Annotated in this window: 14 protein-coding genes and 1 pseudogene; 10 read left to right on the top strand and 5 right to left on the bottom strand. The window is 36.9% G+C overall.

All coding sequences use genetic code 11. The annotated features are described in order from the left end of the window. Positions 1-179: 179 nt before the first annotated feature. The 4 genes from BWI44_RS18695 (at position 180) to BWI44_RS18710 (ending at position 5786) form a co-directional block, all read left to right on the top strand. Entirely contained in the window at positions 180-1583 is a 1404-nt protein-coding gene (locus BWI44_RS18695) for a coiled-coil domain-containing protein (protein WP_286815909.1), read from the top strand. A gap of 308 nt (positions 1584-1891) precedes the next feature. After that, positions 1892-2470: a hypothetical protein gene (locus BWI44_RS18700; protein WP_286815913.1), complete on the top strand. Its 579-nt coding sequence runs from the start codon at positions 1892-1894 to the stop codon at positions 2468-2470. A gap of 22 nt (positions 2471-2492) precedes the next feature. Then, complete coding sequence (locus tag BWI44_RS18705) at positions 2493-3152, top strand: hypothetical protein (RefSeq protein WP_286815916.1); 660 nt, start codon at positions 2493-2495, stop codon at positions 3150-3152. A gap of 15 nt (positions 3153-3167) precedes the next feature. Next, positions 3168-5786 (top strand): UvrD-helicase domain-containing protein, encoded by a 2619-nt coding sequence (locus BWI44_RS18710; protein WP_286815921.1) that lies wholly within the window; start codon positions 3168-3170, stop codon positions 5784-5786. Between the two features lie 476 nt (positions 5787-6262). Here BWI44_RS18710 and BWI44_RS18715 read toward each other — a convergent pair whose 3' ends face one another. Next, positions 6263-7369 carry a hypothetical protein gene (locus tag BWI44_RS18715; protein ID WP_057318680.1) on the bottom strand — a complete coding sequence of 369 codons (1107 nt, stop codon included), beginning with the start codon at positions 7367-7369 and terminating at the stop codon, positions 6263-6265. A gap of 289 nt (positions 7370-7658) precedes the next feature. Between BWI44_RS18715 and BWI44_RS18720 the strand changes: the two genes are divergently transcribed. The 5 genes from BWI44_RS18720 (at position 7659) to BWI44_RS18740 (ending at position 12124) form a co-directional block, all read left to right on the top strand. Next, entirely contained in the window at positions 7659-8231 is a 573-nt protein-coding gene (locus BWI44_RS18720; RefSeq protein ID WP_229105993.1) for a helix-turn-helix transcriptional regulator, read from the top strand. An 81-nt stretch (positions 8232-8312) separates the two neighbouring features. Further along, positions 8313-10529, top strand: coding sequence for a heavy metal translocating P-type ATPase (locus BWI44_RS18725; protein WP_117904544.1), 2217 nt, complete (start codon positions 8313-8315; stop codon positions 10527-10529). Between the two features lie 12 nt (positions 10530-10541). Next, positions 10542-10754 (top strand): heavy-metal-associated domain-containing protein, encoded by a 213-nt coding sequence (locus tag BWI44_RS18730; RefSeq protein WP_057318682.1) that lies wholly within the window; start codon positions 10542-10544, stop codon positions 10752-10754. Then, complete coding sequence (locus BWI44_RS18735; protein WP_286815937.1) at positions 10751-11572, top strand: MBL fold metallo-hydrolase; 822 nt, start codon at positions 10751-10753, stop codon at positions 11570-11572. The genes BWI44_RS18730 and BWI44_RS18735 overlap by 4 nt, the downstream gene beginning before the upstream one ends. Before the next feature lie 42 nt (positions 11573-11614). Then, entirely contained in the window at positions 11615-12124 is a 510-nt protein-coding gene (locus tag BWI44_RS18740; protein WP_021645674.1) for a nitroreductase family protein, read from the top strand. 57 nt (positions 12125-12181) lie between these two features. On the opposite strand, the gene BWI44_RS18745 is transcribed toward BWI44_RS18740, so the two are convergent. After that, positions 12182-13075 (bottom strand): radical SAM protein, encoded by an 894-nt coding sequence (locus tag BWI44_RS18745; RefSeq protein ID WP_021645675.1) that lies wholly within the window; start codon positions 13073-13075, stop codon positions 12182-12184. A gap of 198 nt (positions 13076-13273) precedes the next feature. Between BWI44_RS18745 and BWI44_RS18750 the strand changes: the two genes are divergently transcribed. After that, positions 13274-13642 (top strand): winged helix-turn-helix transcriptional regulator, encoded by a 369-nt coding sequence (locus tag BWI44_RS18750; RefSeq protein WP_004319736.1) that lies wholly within the window; start codon positions 13274-13276, stop codon positions 13640-13642. A gap of 30 nt (positions 13643-13672) precedes the next feature. Here the strand turns inward: BWI44_RS18750 and BWI44_RS18755 are convergent, their stop codons facing one another. From BWI44_RS18755 to BWI44_RS18765, 3 genes and pseudogenes are all read right to left on the bottom strand, one after another. Then, entirely contained in the window at positions 13673-14191 is a 519-nt protein-coding gene (locus BWI44_RS18755; RefSeq protein WP_034543458.1) for a dihydrofolate reductase family protein, read from the bottom strand. A 409-nt stretch (positions 14192-14600) separates the two neighbouring features. Further along, positions 14601-14879 carry a helix-turn-helix domain-containing protein gene (locus BWI44_RS18760; RefSeq protein ID WP_010803745.1) on the bottom strand — a complete coding sequence of 93 codons (279 nt, stop codon included), beginning with the start codon at positions 14877-14879 and terminating at the stop codon, positions 14601-14603. A gap of 12 nt (positions 14880-14891) precedes the next feature. Further along, positions 14892-15269, bottom strand: a pseudogene (locus BWI44_RS18765) (bifunctional DNA primase/helicase); the annotation flags it as partial. Positions 15270-15293: the final 24 nt, after the last annotated feature.

A 15293-nucleotide genomic window follows, 5' to 3' on the forward strand; every position in this document is an offset into this window, starting at 1 on the left:
TGGGCTCTCCCGAGGGGATTAGGGCTTTGCCCTAATGACCCACTCAGGGCGTTTCACCCCTGAGAACCCCGAGCAAAGAGTGACCCTCTCTTTGCAATCTCCGCTTATGGGTTACCCCCTAAGAACCCCGTTACGAAAGCGGACAAGGTAATCTATTGTACAATGAAAACAGAATAATTATGGCAACAAAATCAAGCATACATATCAAGCCTTGCAAAGTCACATCCAGTGGACCTCATAACTGGAGAACTCCCGAGTATATGCGTAACATCGGAGAGTCCAGAATCTATGTTGTTCCCGAACTCTCCTCCGACAACGAGCAGTGGATAAACCCGGACTTCGGCAATCAGGACTTACAAACACATTACGACAACATCAAACGGATGGTAAAGGAGAAGACAGGTCGTGCCATGCAGGAAAAGGAGCGTGAACGCAAGGGAAAGAATGGAAAAATAATCAAGGTGGCGGGATGCTCCCCCATTCGTGAGGGTGTACTGCTCATCAGACCGGAAACCACACTGGCAGATGTGCGTGAATTTGGCAAAGAGTGCCAAAGACGCTGGGGCATCACGCCACTCCAAATTTTCCTGCATAAGGACGAAGGACATTGGCTGGGTGGAAAGCCTGACGCAGAAGACAAGGAGAGTTTCCAAGTGGGTGGAAAATGGTTCAAGCCGAATTATCATGCACATATCGTATTCGACTGGATGAATCACGAAACCGGAAAGAGCCGCAAACTCAATGACGAGGATATGACAGCAATGCAGACTTTGGCATCAGACATTCTAATGATGGAACGTGGGCAATCAAAAAATGTTACTGGCAGAGAACATTTGGAACGAAACGATTTCATTATTGAGAAACAGAAAGCTGAACTACAACGCATAGATGCTGCAAAGCGGCATAAAGAACAACAGGTGGAACTTGCCGAACAGGAACTCAAACAGGTAAAATCGGAGATACGCACCGACAAGCTCAAAAGTGTAGCCACCGATGCTGCCACAGCCATAGCAAGCGGAGTGGGTTCTCTTTTCGGCAGCGGAAAACTGAAAGAGCTGGAGCATAGCAATGTGGAACTGCATCAGGAGATTGCCAAACGGAACAAAAGCATTGACGATTTAAAAGTTCAGATGCAACAGATGCAGGAACAGCATGGCAAACAGATTCGTAATCTTCAAGGAATACATAATCAAGAGATTGAAGCCAAAGACAAGGAAATATCCCGATTGAACACCATTCTTGAAAAGGCGTCCAACTGGTTCCCATTGCTCAAAGAAATGTTGAGAATGGAAAGACTATGCTATGCCATCGGATTTACCAAAGATATGATAAACAGTCTTTTGACAAAAAAGGAAGCTATCAGATGCAATGGAAAAATCTATTCCGAAGAGCATAGGCGAAGATTTGAAATCAAGAATGATATTTTCAAGGTTGAGAAAAGTTTGGCTGATGATAATAAATTGGTGCTGACAATAAACAGGAAGCCAATAGGCGAATGGTTCAAGGAACAATGGGAGAAACTTCGGCAAGGTTTACGACAATCAGCGGAAGAGCCAAGAAAAAGCAGAGGATTCAAGCTATAATTCCGTTCTATATAATGCAAAATATCAATAAAATAACTAATTTTGCATTCGGATAGGGGCAACTCTTTCCAAGACATAAGAAAAAAGAAGAAGCGTTATGCTTATCTTGTAGAACGGAAACCTGAGAAATTTCTGAATTGTGTACAAGGGTAGCATAGTGGTTCTCACGCTATAGCGTGGGCTGCTATCACTACATCTGTACACAGGGTTTCTCAGGACCTCCGAACTAAGACGTAGCATTGCAGTGCCACGCTTCTTTGTTGGTTGGATTATGTTAGCAATAAACGATTTAAATAATACAACAGATTATGAGGAAACTTATTGTATTGCTCGCATTTATGGTAATTACTTTGACATCGTATGCTCAAAGTGGTTCGGAACATCTTACTTTTAAAGGCATTCCCATTGAGGGAAGTATGACTGAATTCTGTCAAAAGTTAAAAAACAAAGGATTTACATCTATTGGCAGTGAAAACAATCTTGCATTGTTTATGGGAGATTTTACTGGTCGTAATGCAACTATAGGCGTAACAGCCACTGATGATGGTAAAAGTGTATTTGCTGTAGCCGTGTTATTTGACCCAAGTGGTGAATGGAATACACTTGTTAATACTTACGGTTATTATAAGGATTTATATACTCGCAAATATGGTGACCCAACTATCTCAAAAGAAAAGAATCCGGCTCACTCAGATTCTAATACCGCTTTAATGGCAGAAGTTCATCAAGGGACAGTTGTGTGGGGCAGTGCATGGGAGGTAACAGGTGGAGATATAGAATTATCAATAGAAAAGACTTCTGGCGTCTATGAGGGTATGGTCGTAATTCGTTATCGTGATACTCAAAATGTAGAAACCAAAATCCAAAAAGATTTAGAGGATATTTAACTTTCAATAAACGGAATTGATTATGAAAAAGCTTTTTATATTACTTGCTTTTATGGTAATCGCTTCTACATCGTATGCTCAAGTATATAAGATGTACAAGACTCAGAACTTCCATAACCAGCTTCGTTTAAATACGATGACAGGTGAAGTACAGCAAATTCAGGATGATGGTCAGTCTTGGATTGTTTGCAGTGCAAGAGAAATATCAGGGGATAAAGAAAGTAGGTTTTGCCTTTATGAAACACAAAACATGTGGACTTTCATAATGCTTGATACATATACAGGTAAAAATTGGCAAGTTCAATTTAGTGTAAAAGGTGAAGATTATATGTTTGCTGCTCCAATCAACATCTTCTCTCTTGCATATCCAGAAACAACTTCAAATTGGACTAATAGGTTTCAGATGTTTGCCACCAAAAATATGTGGACTTTCATACTATTAGATTCGTATAATGGACGACTATGGCAAGTCCAATATAGTACACAAGATTTAGATAATCTATTTTGCATACCTATAAACAAATACGAATTAGTATCTGATAACGAAAAATGTATATTCTCTATTCAACCATTGACAAGCATGTATCAATACTATCTCATAAATGATAGAACAGGTGATATGTGGAAATTCCAATGGAGCACCAAAGGGGATGATTATAGGTGGATTGAAAAATTTAAATAGTTATCATTCTCTGATATGCAGTTGGTTTTACTTATAATTTTGGTTTCTCTCGTTGCTATTTCTGTTATTGCAATAGTTACAATACGAATACGCCTAAAAAATAGGTCCAAAGAACTTTCAGAAAAGTTAAGCCACATATCCTCTTATAGCGATAAATCCAATTATGAGCAAGCAAAAGAGAGGTTGTCGGCATTAAATAACGGAGCATTTATTGATATTCCGACCGACCTTAATAATGTTTTTTCAGGTAAGATAATCTCTGCAACGCAAGAAAAGGATTTCACAAATCATTATATACCATATTTTCAAGAGGCGCATTCATTAGTCAAGAGACTTGAAGCCTTCAATATCACTCCATCTGTAACAATCTCAAAGCTAATTCGTGACTTTAGGAATATCAATAAGATTGTCAAGCAACATAATGATACGGTAATAAATTCCTTACTTAATACCCATAAAGATTTTTTCGACCATTGTTTGAAATATCCATTGGATAAGCAACAAAGACGCTCAATCGTTTCAGAAGAAAACAATTGTTTGGTGATTAGCAGTGCAGGTAGTGGAAAAACCTCTTCTATTGTTGGAAAAGTCAAATACCTAACAGAAATAAAAGGTATTGCACCTCATAGAATTTTACTCATTAGTTATACGAATAAGGCAGCAGCTGAACTTACAGAGAGAATGGCTACTGATGGTTTGAGAGGTTATACATTTCATAAATTAGCCATAGATATTATCGGAAGAGCAACAGGTATAAAACCCTCTATTTGCGACAATACAGATGCCTTATTCATAGATATTTATCACACGCTATTAGGAAATAAGGATTTTAAGAACAGTGTAGTAAAATACTTCATTGATTACCAAAGCAATGAAGCAGATTGGGAACAACGCAAGAATGAAAGGCGAGAAAAGTTGTCGGAACAAAAAAATGTTCAGTTAAAAGCGATGTTTCCCGATATGGACGGTAAAGCCATATATGTGAGAAGCGAACAGGAGCAAAAGATATGCTTTGTTTTATCATCACTCGGAGTAAAATTCAGATATGAAGAGCCATACGAACATCAATTGGCAGATGAAATGCACTCTCAATATCGCCCCGATTTTTCTATATACTTCGAACAAAAGGGAGTAACCAAACGAATCTATTTGGAACATTTCGGAGTTGATGAACATAGTCTTGTCCCTGCTTGGTTTGCAAAAGACAAAAATATAACATACGAAGAAGCCAATAAAAAATATAATGATGGTATAACTTGGAAGAAAGCGGCTCACGAGAAATTTGGCACTCAGCTTTTAGTAACATCAAGTGCTGATTTCCATTATTCTGACATAAGGGATAAACTCAAAAAAATGTTAGAGGAGGCGGGTGTGCCAATCCAAGAAAAAACAGATGAAGAATTATATGATTTGGTTTTGCCCAAAGGTAGTAAGCAAGAAAAGGCGTTTATACGACTTGTAGTTACATTCATAACATTGGTAAAATCAAGTTGTAAATCAGTTAAAGAAGTTTTGAAACAAGCAAAAAATGCAGATGATGAACGAAGTGTTTTTATTATCAAGAACATATTTCAACCAGTATATGAACGTTATATAAGTGCATTAAGCGATAGTAACCAAATCGATTTTACCGATGCGATTCTTCAAGCCACAGAAATATGTCGTACTTCACATCCTGTTGAGTATGATTATATCATTGTGGACGAATTCCAAGACATATCAGTTGACCGTTACAATTTCTTAAAAGTATTGCGAGAGGGAAATCCGCCTGCAAAGTTGTATTGTGTGGGCGATGACTGGCAGTCTATATATCGTTTCTCAGGAAGTGATATGGCTCTTTTTAATCAATTTCCCGAATATTTTGGAGCAACAGAAATAAATAAAATTGAAACTACGTACAGATTTGGCGAGCCTTTAGTTTCGTTGTCCTCTCACTTCATACTGCACAATAACGCCCAAATACAAAAGAATATACGCTCGTTCAGTTCTGAAATAAAAACAGAGTTGGAGTTCCATTCTTATGACAGACGAGACTATTGCAATACGATAGGGCAACTTATAGCTTCTATACCATCAGATAAATCTATATTTTTGTTGGGGCGTTATTCGTTTGATGATTATTACCTTTCCTTTATGTATCAATCCATAAAAGAGGGAAATAAATTCTACTATATGATAAGAGGACGAAAAATAGAGTTTTTGACCGTACATAAGTCGAAAGGTCTTGAAGCTGATTATGTTATACTCTTACAATGCAATAAGGATACCTATGGCTTCCCTTCTCTTGTGAGTGACGACCCTGTGCTTAACTATGTGCTCACTAAAAGTGACCAATACCCCTATGGAGAAGAACGTAGATTGTTTTATGTGGCAATAACAAGGGCAAAGATGAAAACACTTGTGCTATATGACAAGCGTTTTCCATCTGTATTTGTGGATGAGTTTTTGCATCCTGAAAAGGTTTCGGAAGAAAGTTATATGAAACACCCCAACGCTAATAAAAGATGGTCAAGAAAAGCAGACCAATTTTTACTAAAACTACATAGTGAGGGCAAGAGCGTGAAGTATATCGCAACAAAAATGGGTAGAAGTCAAACTTCAATCGTTATGCGATTGAATAAACTCAATCAATAATAATGCTCTATTTTACTCCGACACCATTTTGCATATATCGGAATGTTTGCACAGTTCTGAGTTTTACTGGACAGTATTGGGAGTAAGAATTCACTTCCTCTCAACTACGGCTGAGTGTATTTCTTAAAAAACACAAAAACACCCAATTTTACATTCTTGGGTGTAAAATTGGGTGTTCATTTTGCAATTCGCTGATTTTCAGCATTTGTTGCGGAGAGGGAGGGTAATGAACCTATCTCCTTATGTCGCTTTAATTCAACTCTTTATTAATATGTCAATGCCTTAGGGGGTACAATTTAGGTTTCAAAAAAGACGTTTATCTGTCGTCCTTTGGCTGTTCATTGTCTGCCTAAAACTTCGGTTCAAAGATACAGCTTCCTTTTGAATTACGCAAATGTCTGAATATAAATATTTCAGTTTAGGTGTAAGGTGCAAGCTATATATATAGATATATACTTGCACCTTACACCTAATTGTTAATCTAACGTCTCTACATGTTTGTTCCAAATAGACATAGCATCAGTAAATTCACTATTATCCCAATGGATTATCTTAGAGGTATATGATACAATTTTTTCCATATTCACAATATATTGGGAAATAAAGTTTGAAAAACCTGATTTAAATACTTTATTGTCTTCTAACTCTTTATGAAAATCAATAATATCTCTAAAAAGAGAATTTACATTAAGTATAATTCCTTTCTCTCTCCATATAGGAATCTGGGAGAAATGATTAGTTATATTTAAGATAATGTTCAACAATCTTATTAAAGGGTGAGGATGGGAGTATTTATCAAAATACAAATCATACTCACTCGTAAAATTTATAATGTATTCTAAAAGACATACTCCAAATATAGTTATTGTTTTAGAGGCAAAATCTTGATTAATATCATTACCAAAAGTTTTATTAATATACTGATATATATGGGTTGAAATACATATAGATGAATATGTATCTGCATTAATTTCTAATTTATGTTTTATAATATCAAATTTATCATCGCCACCTATTTCTTGCAACTCTTGTTCTTTCGAAATAGTTGAAAATTGAAATAAATGAGCTAATTCATGATAATAAGTAAATTGAGTATTTATTTGAAATGCCAAATAACTTAGAGAACTATCAAACCTATCAACTAAATAAGGTTCTTTAGATGTTATAAAATCATTCAAGGCATAATTATATAAATATTTATCTATGCAGTTTTGAATTAGTCCAATATTAATAAGGATTACATTTTGATTGTTTTTTTTTCGTGCTTTCGCATTTATACTAAAATCATTGGAAAACAAGAATGAAGTGTGTGATATACTTTTTCTTCTGTAGTGAATATTTAGGTTCTCTCTACAAAAAAGATATAAAACTTTATATTGTTTTTCATTAGGAGTACCTTCAAAATCAAATATATCACCATATGGAACAATATTATGTTTTATTGCATAAGCGGCTTCTTGCTGGTAGTCTATTATTTTTTTTTGTTCCTTTTTATTTATCCCGTAACAATTAAGTTTAGTTCTCTTTCTGCTAGAGCCAACAAATCTTTTTCCTTTACGAGTCTTTCTATCTCCTTTTCCCATTATATTAATTTTTTCACAAAGATACAACATCTCAAAATATTAACAGGCTATCTTACTATGTAAAAACATAGCCACTTTTTCTATGCATAAAAAAATCCTAATATAAATACTCCAGTTTTAGGTTACTCAACTTTGCAATTAGGTTGCACTACCCGATTCGTAAATTTGCAAAAAATGAAGAAACAATAAACGCTATCAATAAATTGCAAGCCTTAAATATTGAGAATATTCAGAGCTTGCCAAACGATAAGCAGTGTATTGTTATTAACTTTGCGGAAACGATGGATATATGATGAAAAACAATACTATTCACATTAAAAATATGGTTTGTAACCGTTGCATTATGGTTGTTACAGAAGCACTGAAAAGAATGGGGTTTACTCCACTTAGTGTTGAACTGGGGACAGCTATTTTGCAAGAACCGATAAATGCAGAGGAACGTGCTACCATAAAGCCTGTTCTTGAAGCATACGGATTTGAGTTGATAGATGATAAACGGATGCGGATTATCGAACAAATAAAAGTTGCGGTGATTGAATTAGTGCATTATAACGATAATTCGTCCAAGACAAACCTGTCTGATTATCTTACGGATAAGTGCCATCACGATTACAGTTTCCTTAGCAAGTTGTTTTCCGAAGTGAATGGCATAAGTATAGAAAGATACTACATCATCCAGAAAATAGAACGTATAAAGGAACTGTTGGTATATGATGAATTATCCATTAGCGAAATTGCCGATAAGCTTAATTACTCAAGCGCAGCACATTTAAGTACGCAATTCCGCAATATGACTGGTATTTCTCCAAGCCAGTTCAAGCGTTTAAAAGGACACAAGTTGAAACCTTTGGATGAAGTCTGAAAGATATAAGTCATATCCATAATTATGTAAGAGCCGGAAGATAAAAGCATCCTACCTTTGCAGCATATAAAAATCATCAATATGGGAAAAGGTAAGAACATAAAAAATACATATCCGGTTTTGGGTATGAGTTGCGCTTCATGTGCGGCTCGTGTGGATAAAACATTAAATGGTTTGCCGGGAGTATATCAAGCAACAGTGAATTATGCGACTGCGGTAGCACAGGTAGAATATAATCCGGAAGTATGTTCCGATGCAACACTGCAATCTGCCGTACAAGATGCAGGATATGATTTACTGGTTGATACCGGCGAAGACGTAGCCGATAAAGCGGAAGAAATTCGCTTGACAAGATACCGGAAGATAAAAAGGCGTACAGTGGCAGCCCTGCTGTTATCTCTCCCAATTATGATTATCAGTATGTTTTTTGAAGATATATCCTCTTTAAAATATGTACTTTGGATTCTCGCCACGCCTGTGGTTTTCGGTTTGGGACGTGAGTTTTATATCAATGCGTGGCGGCAATTAAAGCATGGCACTTCCAATATGGACACCCTTGTAGCTGTTAGTACCGGAATAGCCTATACATTCAGTGTTTTTAATCTGTTGTTTCCTGATTTTTGGTTGTCAAGAGGGATTGAACCGCATATTTATTTTGAAGCGGCAAGTGTTATCATTGCATTTATCTTATTGGGACGGTTACTCGAAGAGCGTGCTAAACAAAATACTTCATCTGCCATAAAAAAGTTAATCGGGCTGCAACCTAAGACGGTAATTATTATCGTAGATTCTGATGAACGTACCGTTCCGATAACAGCCGTACAAAAAGGTGATACAATTCTTGTTAAACCCGGAGAACGCATTGCAGTAGATGGCGTGGTTGTTACAGGAGAATCATACGTGGATGAAAGTATGTTGAATGGCGAGCCTGTTCCCATGCACAAGCAATCCGGCGAAAAGATATTTGCCGGAACCATCAATCAAAAGGGGACATTCCGGTTTATTGCCGATAAAATAGGTTCTGACACGATGCTGGCACAAATCATCCGCATGGTGCAGGATGCGCAAGGCAGCAAAGCTCCCGTTCAAAAGTTAGTGGATAGAATAGCCAGATTCTTTGTCCCGGCTATTATTAGTATTTCAATTATAGCTTTTATTGCATGGATATTTTTAGCACCAACGAACGGCTTCACCAATGGATTGTTGGCAATGGTCACTGTATTGATAATTGCCTGCCCTTGTGCATTAGGCTTGGCTACTCCCACTGCCATCATGGTAGGCATTGGAAAAGGTGCTGAAAAAGGGATTTTAATTAAAGATGCCCAAAGCTTGGAGATTGCCCAAAAGATAGATACGATAATTCTTGATAAAACAGGGACTATCACAGCAGGGCATCCGGTAGTCGTCGAAAGCCTATGGGAAAACGGCTTTGAACATAGCCGAAAAATACTGTACAGTTTAGAGAAGCTATCGGAACATCCTCTTTCGGATGCCGTAGTCAATACTTTGCAGAATGAAAAAGAGATTTCCATTGATAAGTTTGAAAACGTTCCGGGAAAAGGTGTAAAAGGTATAGTAGGCAGTCAGACTTATTACGCAGGCAACCTGTCATTATTGAATGATAACCATATTACGATAGCCAGTCATTTGCAGGAATTGGCAAACAAATGGACACAGGAAGCTAAAACATTGGTATGGTTTGCTGATTCCACACAAGCTATTGCAGCTATAGCCCTTACCGATGAAATTAAACAAACTTCGGCACAAGCCATATCACAACTACAGAAAATGGGTGTTGAAGTGTATATGCTGACAGGAGATAATGCAATTTCAGCACAAGCCATATCTCGAAAGGTAGGAATAAACCATTATAAAGCCGGAGTATTGCCGAACGAGAAAGCTCAATTCATAAAAGAATTGCAAGCGAATGGGAAAAAAGTAGGCATGGTAGGTGACGGAATTAATGATAGTGCGGCTTTAGCACAAGCGGATTTAAGCATAGCAATGGGGCAAGGCAGTGATATTGCTGTAGATACGGCAATGGCGACCATACTCTCATCCGATTTACTGAAAATACCGGAAACCATCCGGCTGTCGCAATTGACGATAAAAACAATTTATCAGAATTTGTTTTGGGCGTTTATTTATAACTTAATTGGTATTCCGATTGCGGCAGGCATATTTTATTCAGTAAACGGATTTCTTTTAAATCCGATGTGGGCAAGTGCCGCAATGGCATTCAGTTCTGTATCTGTGGTGTTAAACAGCTTGCGTTTAAAAAGAAAAAGAATAACTTAATAATCAATTAAAATGGAAACAATGACTTTTAAAACAAATGCCAAATGTATGGGCTGTCTTGCTAAAATAGAAGAAATATTGCAAGATAAAATGAACAGAGAAGAATGGAATTTGGATTTTTCCGATTCCAATCGTCCCCTGACTGTAACGTCCGATAAGTTGGCAGCAGGTGAAATAGTAGAACTGATTAGCAAAGCTGGTTTCAAAATAGAACAAATGAAATGAGAGTAATAGCATTGGTTGAAAATACAAGCATATCCAAAGACTATAAAAGTAAACACGGACTATGCTTGTATATTGAAACAAAAAAGCATAAACTGCTATTTGATTTAGGTTCAAATAGTTTGTTTTTGGGGAATGCAGTCAAATTAGATGTGGATATTTCGGACATTGATTCTGTGATTATTTCTCACGGGCACAATGACCACGGGGGAGCTTTGAAGTATTTTTTAGAAAATAATGCCAAAGCGAACATATACATTAGTCGATACGCTTTTGAGGAATATTATGCTAATATCTTAGGTATGAAATGGTACGTTGGTCTCGATAGAAAATTAAAAGATAATCCAAGAATTATTCTTATCGAGGATGAGTATGTAATAGATGAAGAATTGCAAATATTTTCCAATATAGAGGAACATCGTTATTTACCTACAGCAAACAATAGTCTATTCGTCAAACAAAATGGGACGTATGAGCATGATACATTTAAGCATGAACAATATTTGATTATAACCGAAAGCAATTATAAAACTTTATTCAGCTGTTGTGCTCACAATGGAATAGTCAATATTCTAAATAGAGCCGAAGATATTGCAAAACAGGAAATGAAATATTGCATATCAGGTTTTCATCTTTATGACCCATTGAAGAAAAGAACTGAAAACATAAACCTAATTAAAAATATTGCAAATACGTTTTTATGCCGAAATACAACATTTTATACTTGCCATTGTACTGGTGAAGAAGCCTATGGAATATTGAAAGGTATTGCTGACGAAAAAATAAATTATATCAGTACAGGACAAATAATACAGTTATAAGACATAGCGATTTATTTTTTAACTCAATTAATATTATACATCATGGATTTTTTAGAATTAACAAAAAAGCGTTATTCCGTAAGAAGCTATACTTCCCAAGAAGTAGAGAAAGAAAAGTTGGATTATATTCTTGAATGCGCCCGGTATGCACCGTCTGCCGTAAACAAACAGCCGTGGCAATTTATAGTGATAAACAGTGAATTGCAGAAAAAAAAGCTGCAAAAGGTTTACTCTGCCAAATGGTTTGCGGAAGCCCCCCTATATATCATTGTATGTGCAAATGATTCGGTTGCATGGACACGTCAGTATGATAATAAAAATCATGCAGATATTGATGCTGCTATCACTACGGAACATATCTGTTTGGCAGCAGCGGAACAAGGGTTAGGAACTTGTTGGGTTTGCAATTTCGATATAGATGAATGCAAACATAGCTTGGGATTATCTGCTAATATTCACCCGGTTGCAATAATTCCTATAGGTTATCCAGCGGATTCAAAGCACAATCCAACAGCCCGCAAGAGCATTGATGAGATAGTAACTATATTATAACGTCATCATGCCATAGAAAGAGAGAAACAGGGAAATTACCCCCGTTTCTCTCTGCTTTTATAATGACCTTATACCGTTTCTATACTGCTTTAATTCTATTTCACTGCTTTGACGGATTGCAGCATCCAGTTCATTCAATATTCGGACTTTATCATCGGGAATCATACCTACAAAAGGTATTGTATTTGAAACTGTATTTCCCAATAAAGTTGTCCTTATGCTAAGGGCAGAAATAAAGGTTCTCAACTCCAACAGACGTTCCTGCTCCGATGCCTCAATAAATTTGCCCTCTTGTATTTCCTGATAAAGTTCCGATTCGGGAAATACGGTCAAAGAAACGAAGTTTATAGTAAAAGGATGTAGCTGATTAAATATTTCAGCCGTATGGATTGCATTCTGCTGTCCTTTCCCCTTTCCCGCAAGCCCTGTCAGATAAACCAAATTATAACGAATATTGGCTTCTTCCAGCTTTCTGCACTGTTCCAATATATCTGCTGCCGTATTACCCTTATTCATTCTTGACAAGGTTTCATCATCTCCCGATTCCGTGCCAATACTAATACTGTCAAACTTTAAATGACGCAAGTTCTTCAGTTCTTCTACACTCTTCGATTTAATGTCTGCTATGCGGGAAAATGTTCCTATTGTTTCGCAATAAGGGAGATACTTCCGAATCAATAACCCCAAATCCAACAATCTGTTATAGCTCAAAGCAAAAGGATTGGCACCAGTCAGAAAGACACGTCTTGCCTTAGGCTGGTATTCCTGAATTATTTTCAAGTCTGATTCAACTTCCGAAACAGGGGATAATCTAAACTTAGTTCCATGATACAGGCTACAAAATTTGCATTTATGATATGTACATCCTGCTGTTACCTGTAACAGTTGCGAACTTGCTTCATAGGGTGGTCGCCAAATTTGACCGTCAAAGTGCATTTTCTCTATTTCCATACTCTTAATTTTTATAAGTTTCAGTCTTTGCTAAATATTTAGAAAGACCGAAAACTTTGTATATTCAATATATTTAGTTACTTTTGTGCGAACAAAGTTACTAAGATACTTAGTATAAAAAAAGAACTTACCATTAAGTAAGATAGTAACGTAGAGGTAACTATTATTGATTGATAATGAATTAAATAAGAAAAAAAGATGGATGATACTCATTATAGAGAAGCTATTTGTCCTGCCTGTGGAATAATTGACCGTTTCGGTGATAAATGGTCGTTACGCATATTGTTTCTTCTGCATCAGAAGGGAACCTTGCGCTTCAATGAGCTATTAAGAAACACTCCGAATGTGTCACAAAAGATGCTGGCTACAGCATTAAAGAAATTAGAAGCCGATAAGTTAGTGAATCGTAAACTGTACCCGGAAATACCACCAAAAGTGGAATACAGTCTTACATCGCTTGGAAAAAGTTTAATGTCGCCCTTAGATGGTATTATTCAATGGGCTTTGGAACATTCCGATGAAATTTTAGAACACCGTCAAAAAACGGAAAAACAGAAGAAAGTATAGAACTTCAATGTTCTATACTCTCCCTTTTTATCATCTTGCATTCACATATTTATATGAGGATAACAAAATATTGTTATCTATAATTTTAGAACTCTCCAAATACCAATTTGAGCCAAAAGTTTCACCTATGAAACTGATACCTTTACCAAGCATAACAGGAATAGTGTAAAGGGTCAGACTATCCAGCAGTCCCGCTTGAATAAGTGTAGTCAAAAGTTTACCACCACCGACTAACAGCATATCATTATCACTTTTCATTTCATGTACTTTCCGAAGTGGAGCATCTATAAGAAATTCCACTCCACAATCCGGCGTAACATTTGCATCGTGGTGGGAAACTACAAAAGTACGTTTACTTTTATATAACCATCCACCCCAATGCTCAAATAAATAGGTATAAGTATTAGCTCCCATCAGCAAGCAAGTAGCCGTTTCGTATTCTTTTCCAATAAGCGATTTTACATTTGAAGTAATCCAGTCCAGTTCATTGTCCGATGTTGCGATAAAACCATCGAGAGACACAGCGATATGCGCTTTAATTTGTTTCATATTGTTAGGCATTAAACAGTTTATATTTTTACGGGTGACCCGTTTATAATCTTTATTCAAACTGTCCGCCAGTATCTCAAAAAAGAAGCGTGAACTCACACTGCTCCACTACGAGGTACTGGCATACCTAAATGACGAAACAGGCAAGCCCACGCTATGTTAAAACATAGCATAGACATTGCGCTGAAAATCTCGTCATTTTGAAAAGTGCCAGTTTTCGTAGTGAGATATTCGGCGAACGAATATGATATATATAAAGGCAACATCACAGGTTACTGTTCAATCGCCATTATCTTCTATGTAACTTTTGCAAAGTTAGCCAAATCCCTGAAAACTCCTATATACAAAACAAGAAATCCTGCCTTATCTTACGACAAAACAGGATTGAAAACCATTAGAAAAGAAAAAATTAATCGGTTTTCTCCCGAATTAACTTGTGTACGTCCGTTGCACGGTAATAACACCTGCCATCCAGCATAAGGAAAGGGAGTATTCCCTTTTTCCGGTAACGGGTCAGTGTTCGGGGGGCTACTTTTAACAGCAGGCACAAGTCCTGATTATCCAGCAGTTCTTCCCCATCCAAACAGTTACGACCTTTTATAACTTTGTCTATCTTCTTGTCCTGCATATCGAACCTATCCATGATACGTTCCATCCATGCGGTAAAATCTTCTCTGTCTATATACATAAGGCTGTCTGATTAAATTAAACCAATCATAAAATAACTTTGGTTGGACGGGTCTTTGATGATAATGTCTCGTTCCCGCATAAAGCGGATATAACTTTTAGCTGTCCGTTCCTTGACATCCAAAATCTGTTGTATCTGCTCGCACAAATCTATATAGGTTATATGTTCCTGTCTGCCAAACACGTCACGGGCAACCCCGACCAGTTCCTTTTCTTTGCGTTTCTCTTTTTCCTCTCGTGGCTTTTCTCCTTTGTAAAGGTGCATTCCGGCTGTTTTATCCCACGAAAAGAGCATTAAAGGGACATCCAGCGGGCTACCATCCCTTACTTTCAGGGCTTTTACCACAGATTGTGTGGGTTCTTCGTCCTTTTCGATGGAAAGGATAGTTGCTGGAAAATTCACTCACCATTGCCC

Source organism: Bacteroides sp. Phil13 (assembly GCF_001940965.1).
Lineage (GTDB): Bacteria > Bacteroidota > Bacteroidia > Bacteroidales > Bacteroidaceae > Bacteroides > Bacteroides intestinalis.

Excerpts from the sequence above, each read along its gene's own strand:
- BWI44_RS18760 (WP_010803745.1), bottom strand. The coding sequence starts at position 14,879 with ATGTATATAGACAGAGAAGATTTTACCGCATGGATGGAACGTATCATG.
- BWI44_RS18740 (WP_021645674.1), top strand. The coding sequence starts at position 11,615 with ATGGATTTTTTAGAATTAACAAAAAAGCGTTATTCCGTAAGAAGCTAT.
- BWI44_RS18725 (WP_117904544.1), top strand. The coding sequence starts at position 8,313 with ATGGGAAAAGGTAAGAACATAAAAAATACATATCCGGTTTTGGGTATG.
- BWI44_RS18695 (WP_286815909.1), top strand. The coding sequence starts at position 180 with ATGGCAACAAAATCAAGCATACATATCAAGCCTTGCAAAGTCACATCC.
- BWI44_RS18735 (WP_286815937.1), top strand. The coding sequence starts at position 10,751 with ATGAGAGTAATAGCATTGGTTGAAAATACAAGCATATCCAAAGACTAT.
- BWI44_RS18755 (WP_034543458.1), bottom strand. The coding sequence starts at position 14,191 with ATGAAACAAATTAAAGCGCATATCGCTGTGTCTCTCGATGGTTTTATC.
- BWI44_RS18715 (WP_057318680.1), bottom strand. The coding sequence starts at position 7,369 with ATGGGAAAAGGAGATAGAAAGACTCGTAAAGGAAAAAGATTTGTTGGC.
- BWI44_RS18705 (WP_286815916.1), top strand. The coding sequence starts at position 2,493 with ATGAAAAAGCTTTTTATATTACTTGCTTTTATGGTAATCGCTTCTACA.
- BWI44_RS18750 (WP_004319736.1), top strand. The coding sequence starts at position 13,274 with ATGGATGATACTCATTATAGAGAAGCTATTTGTCCTGCCTGTGGAATA.
- BWI44_RS18710 (WP_286815921.1), top strand. The coding sequence starts at position 3,168 with ATGCAGTTGGTTTTACTTATAATTTTGGTTTCTCTCGTTGCTATTTCT.
- BWI44_RS18745 (WP_021645675.1), bottom strand. The coding sequence starts at position 13,075 with ATGGAAATAGAGAAAATGCACTTTGACGGTCAAATTTGGCGACCACCC.
- BWI44_RS18700 (WP_286815913.1), top strand. The coding sequence starts at position 1,892 with ATGAGGAAACTTATTGTATTGCTCGCATTTATGGTAATTACTTTGACA.
- BWI44_RS18720 (WP_229105993.1), top strand. The coding sequence starts at position 7,659 with ATGATGAAAAACAATACTATTCACATTAAAAATATGGTTTGTAACCGT.
- BWI44_RS18730 (WP_057318682.1), top strand. The coding sequence starts at position 10,542 with ATGGAAACAATGACTTTTAAAACAAATGCCAAATGTATGGGCTGTCTT.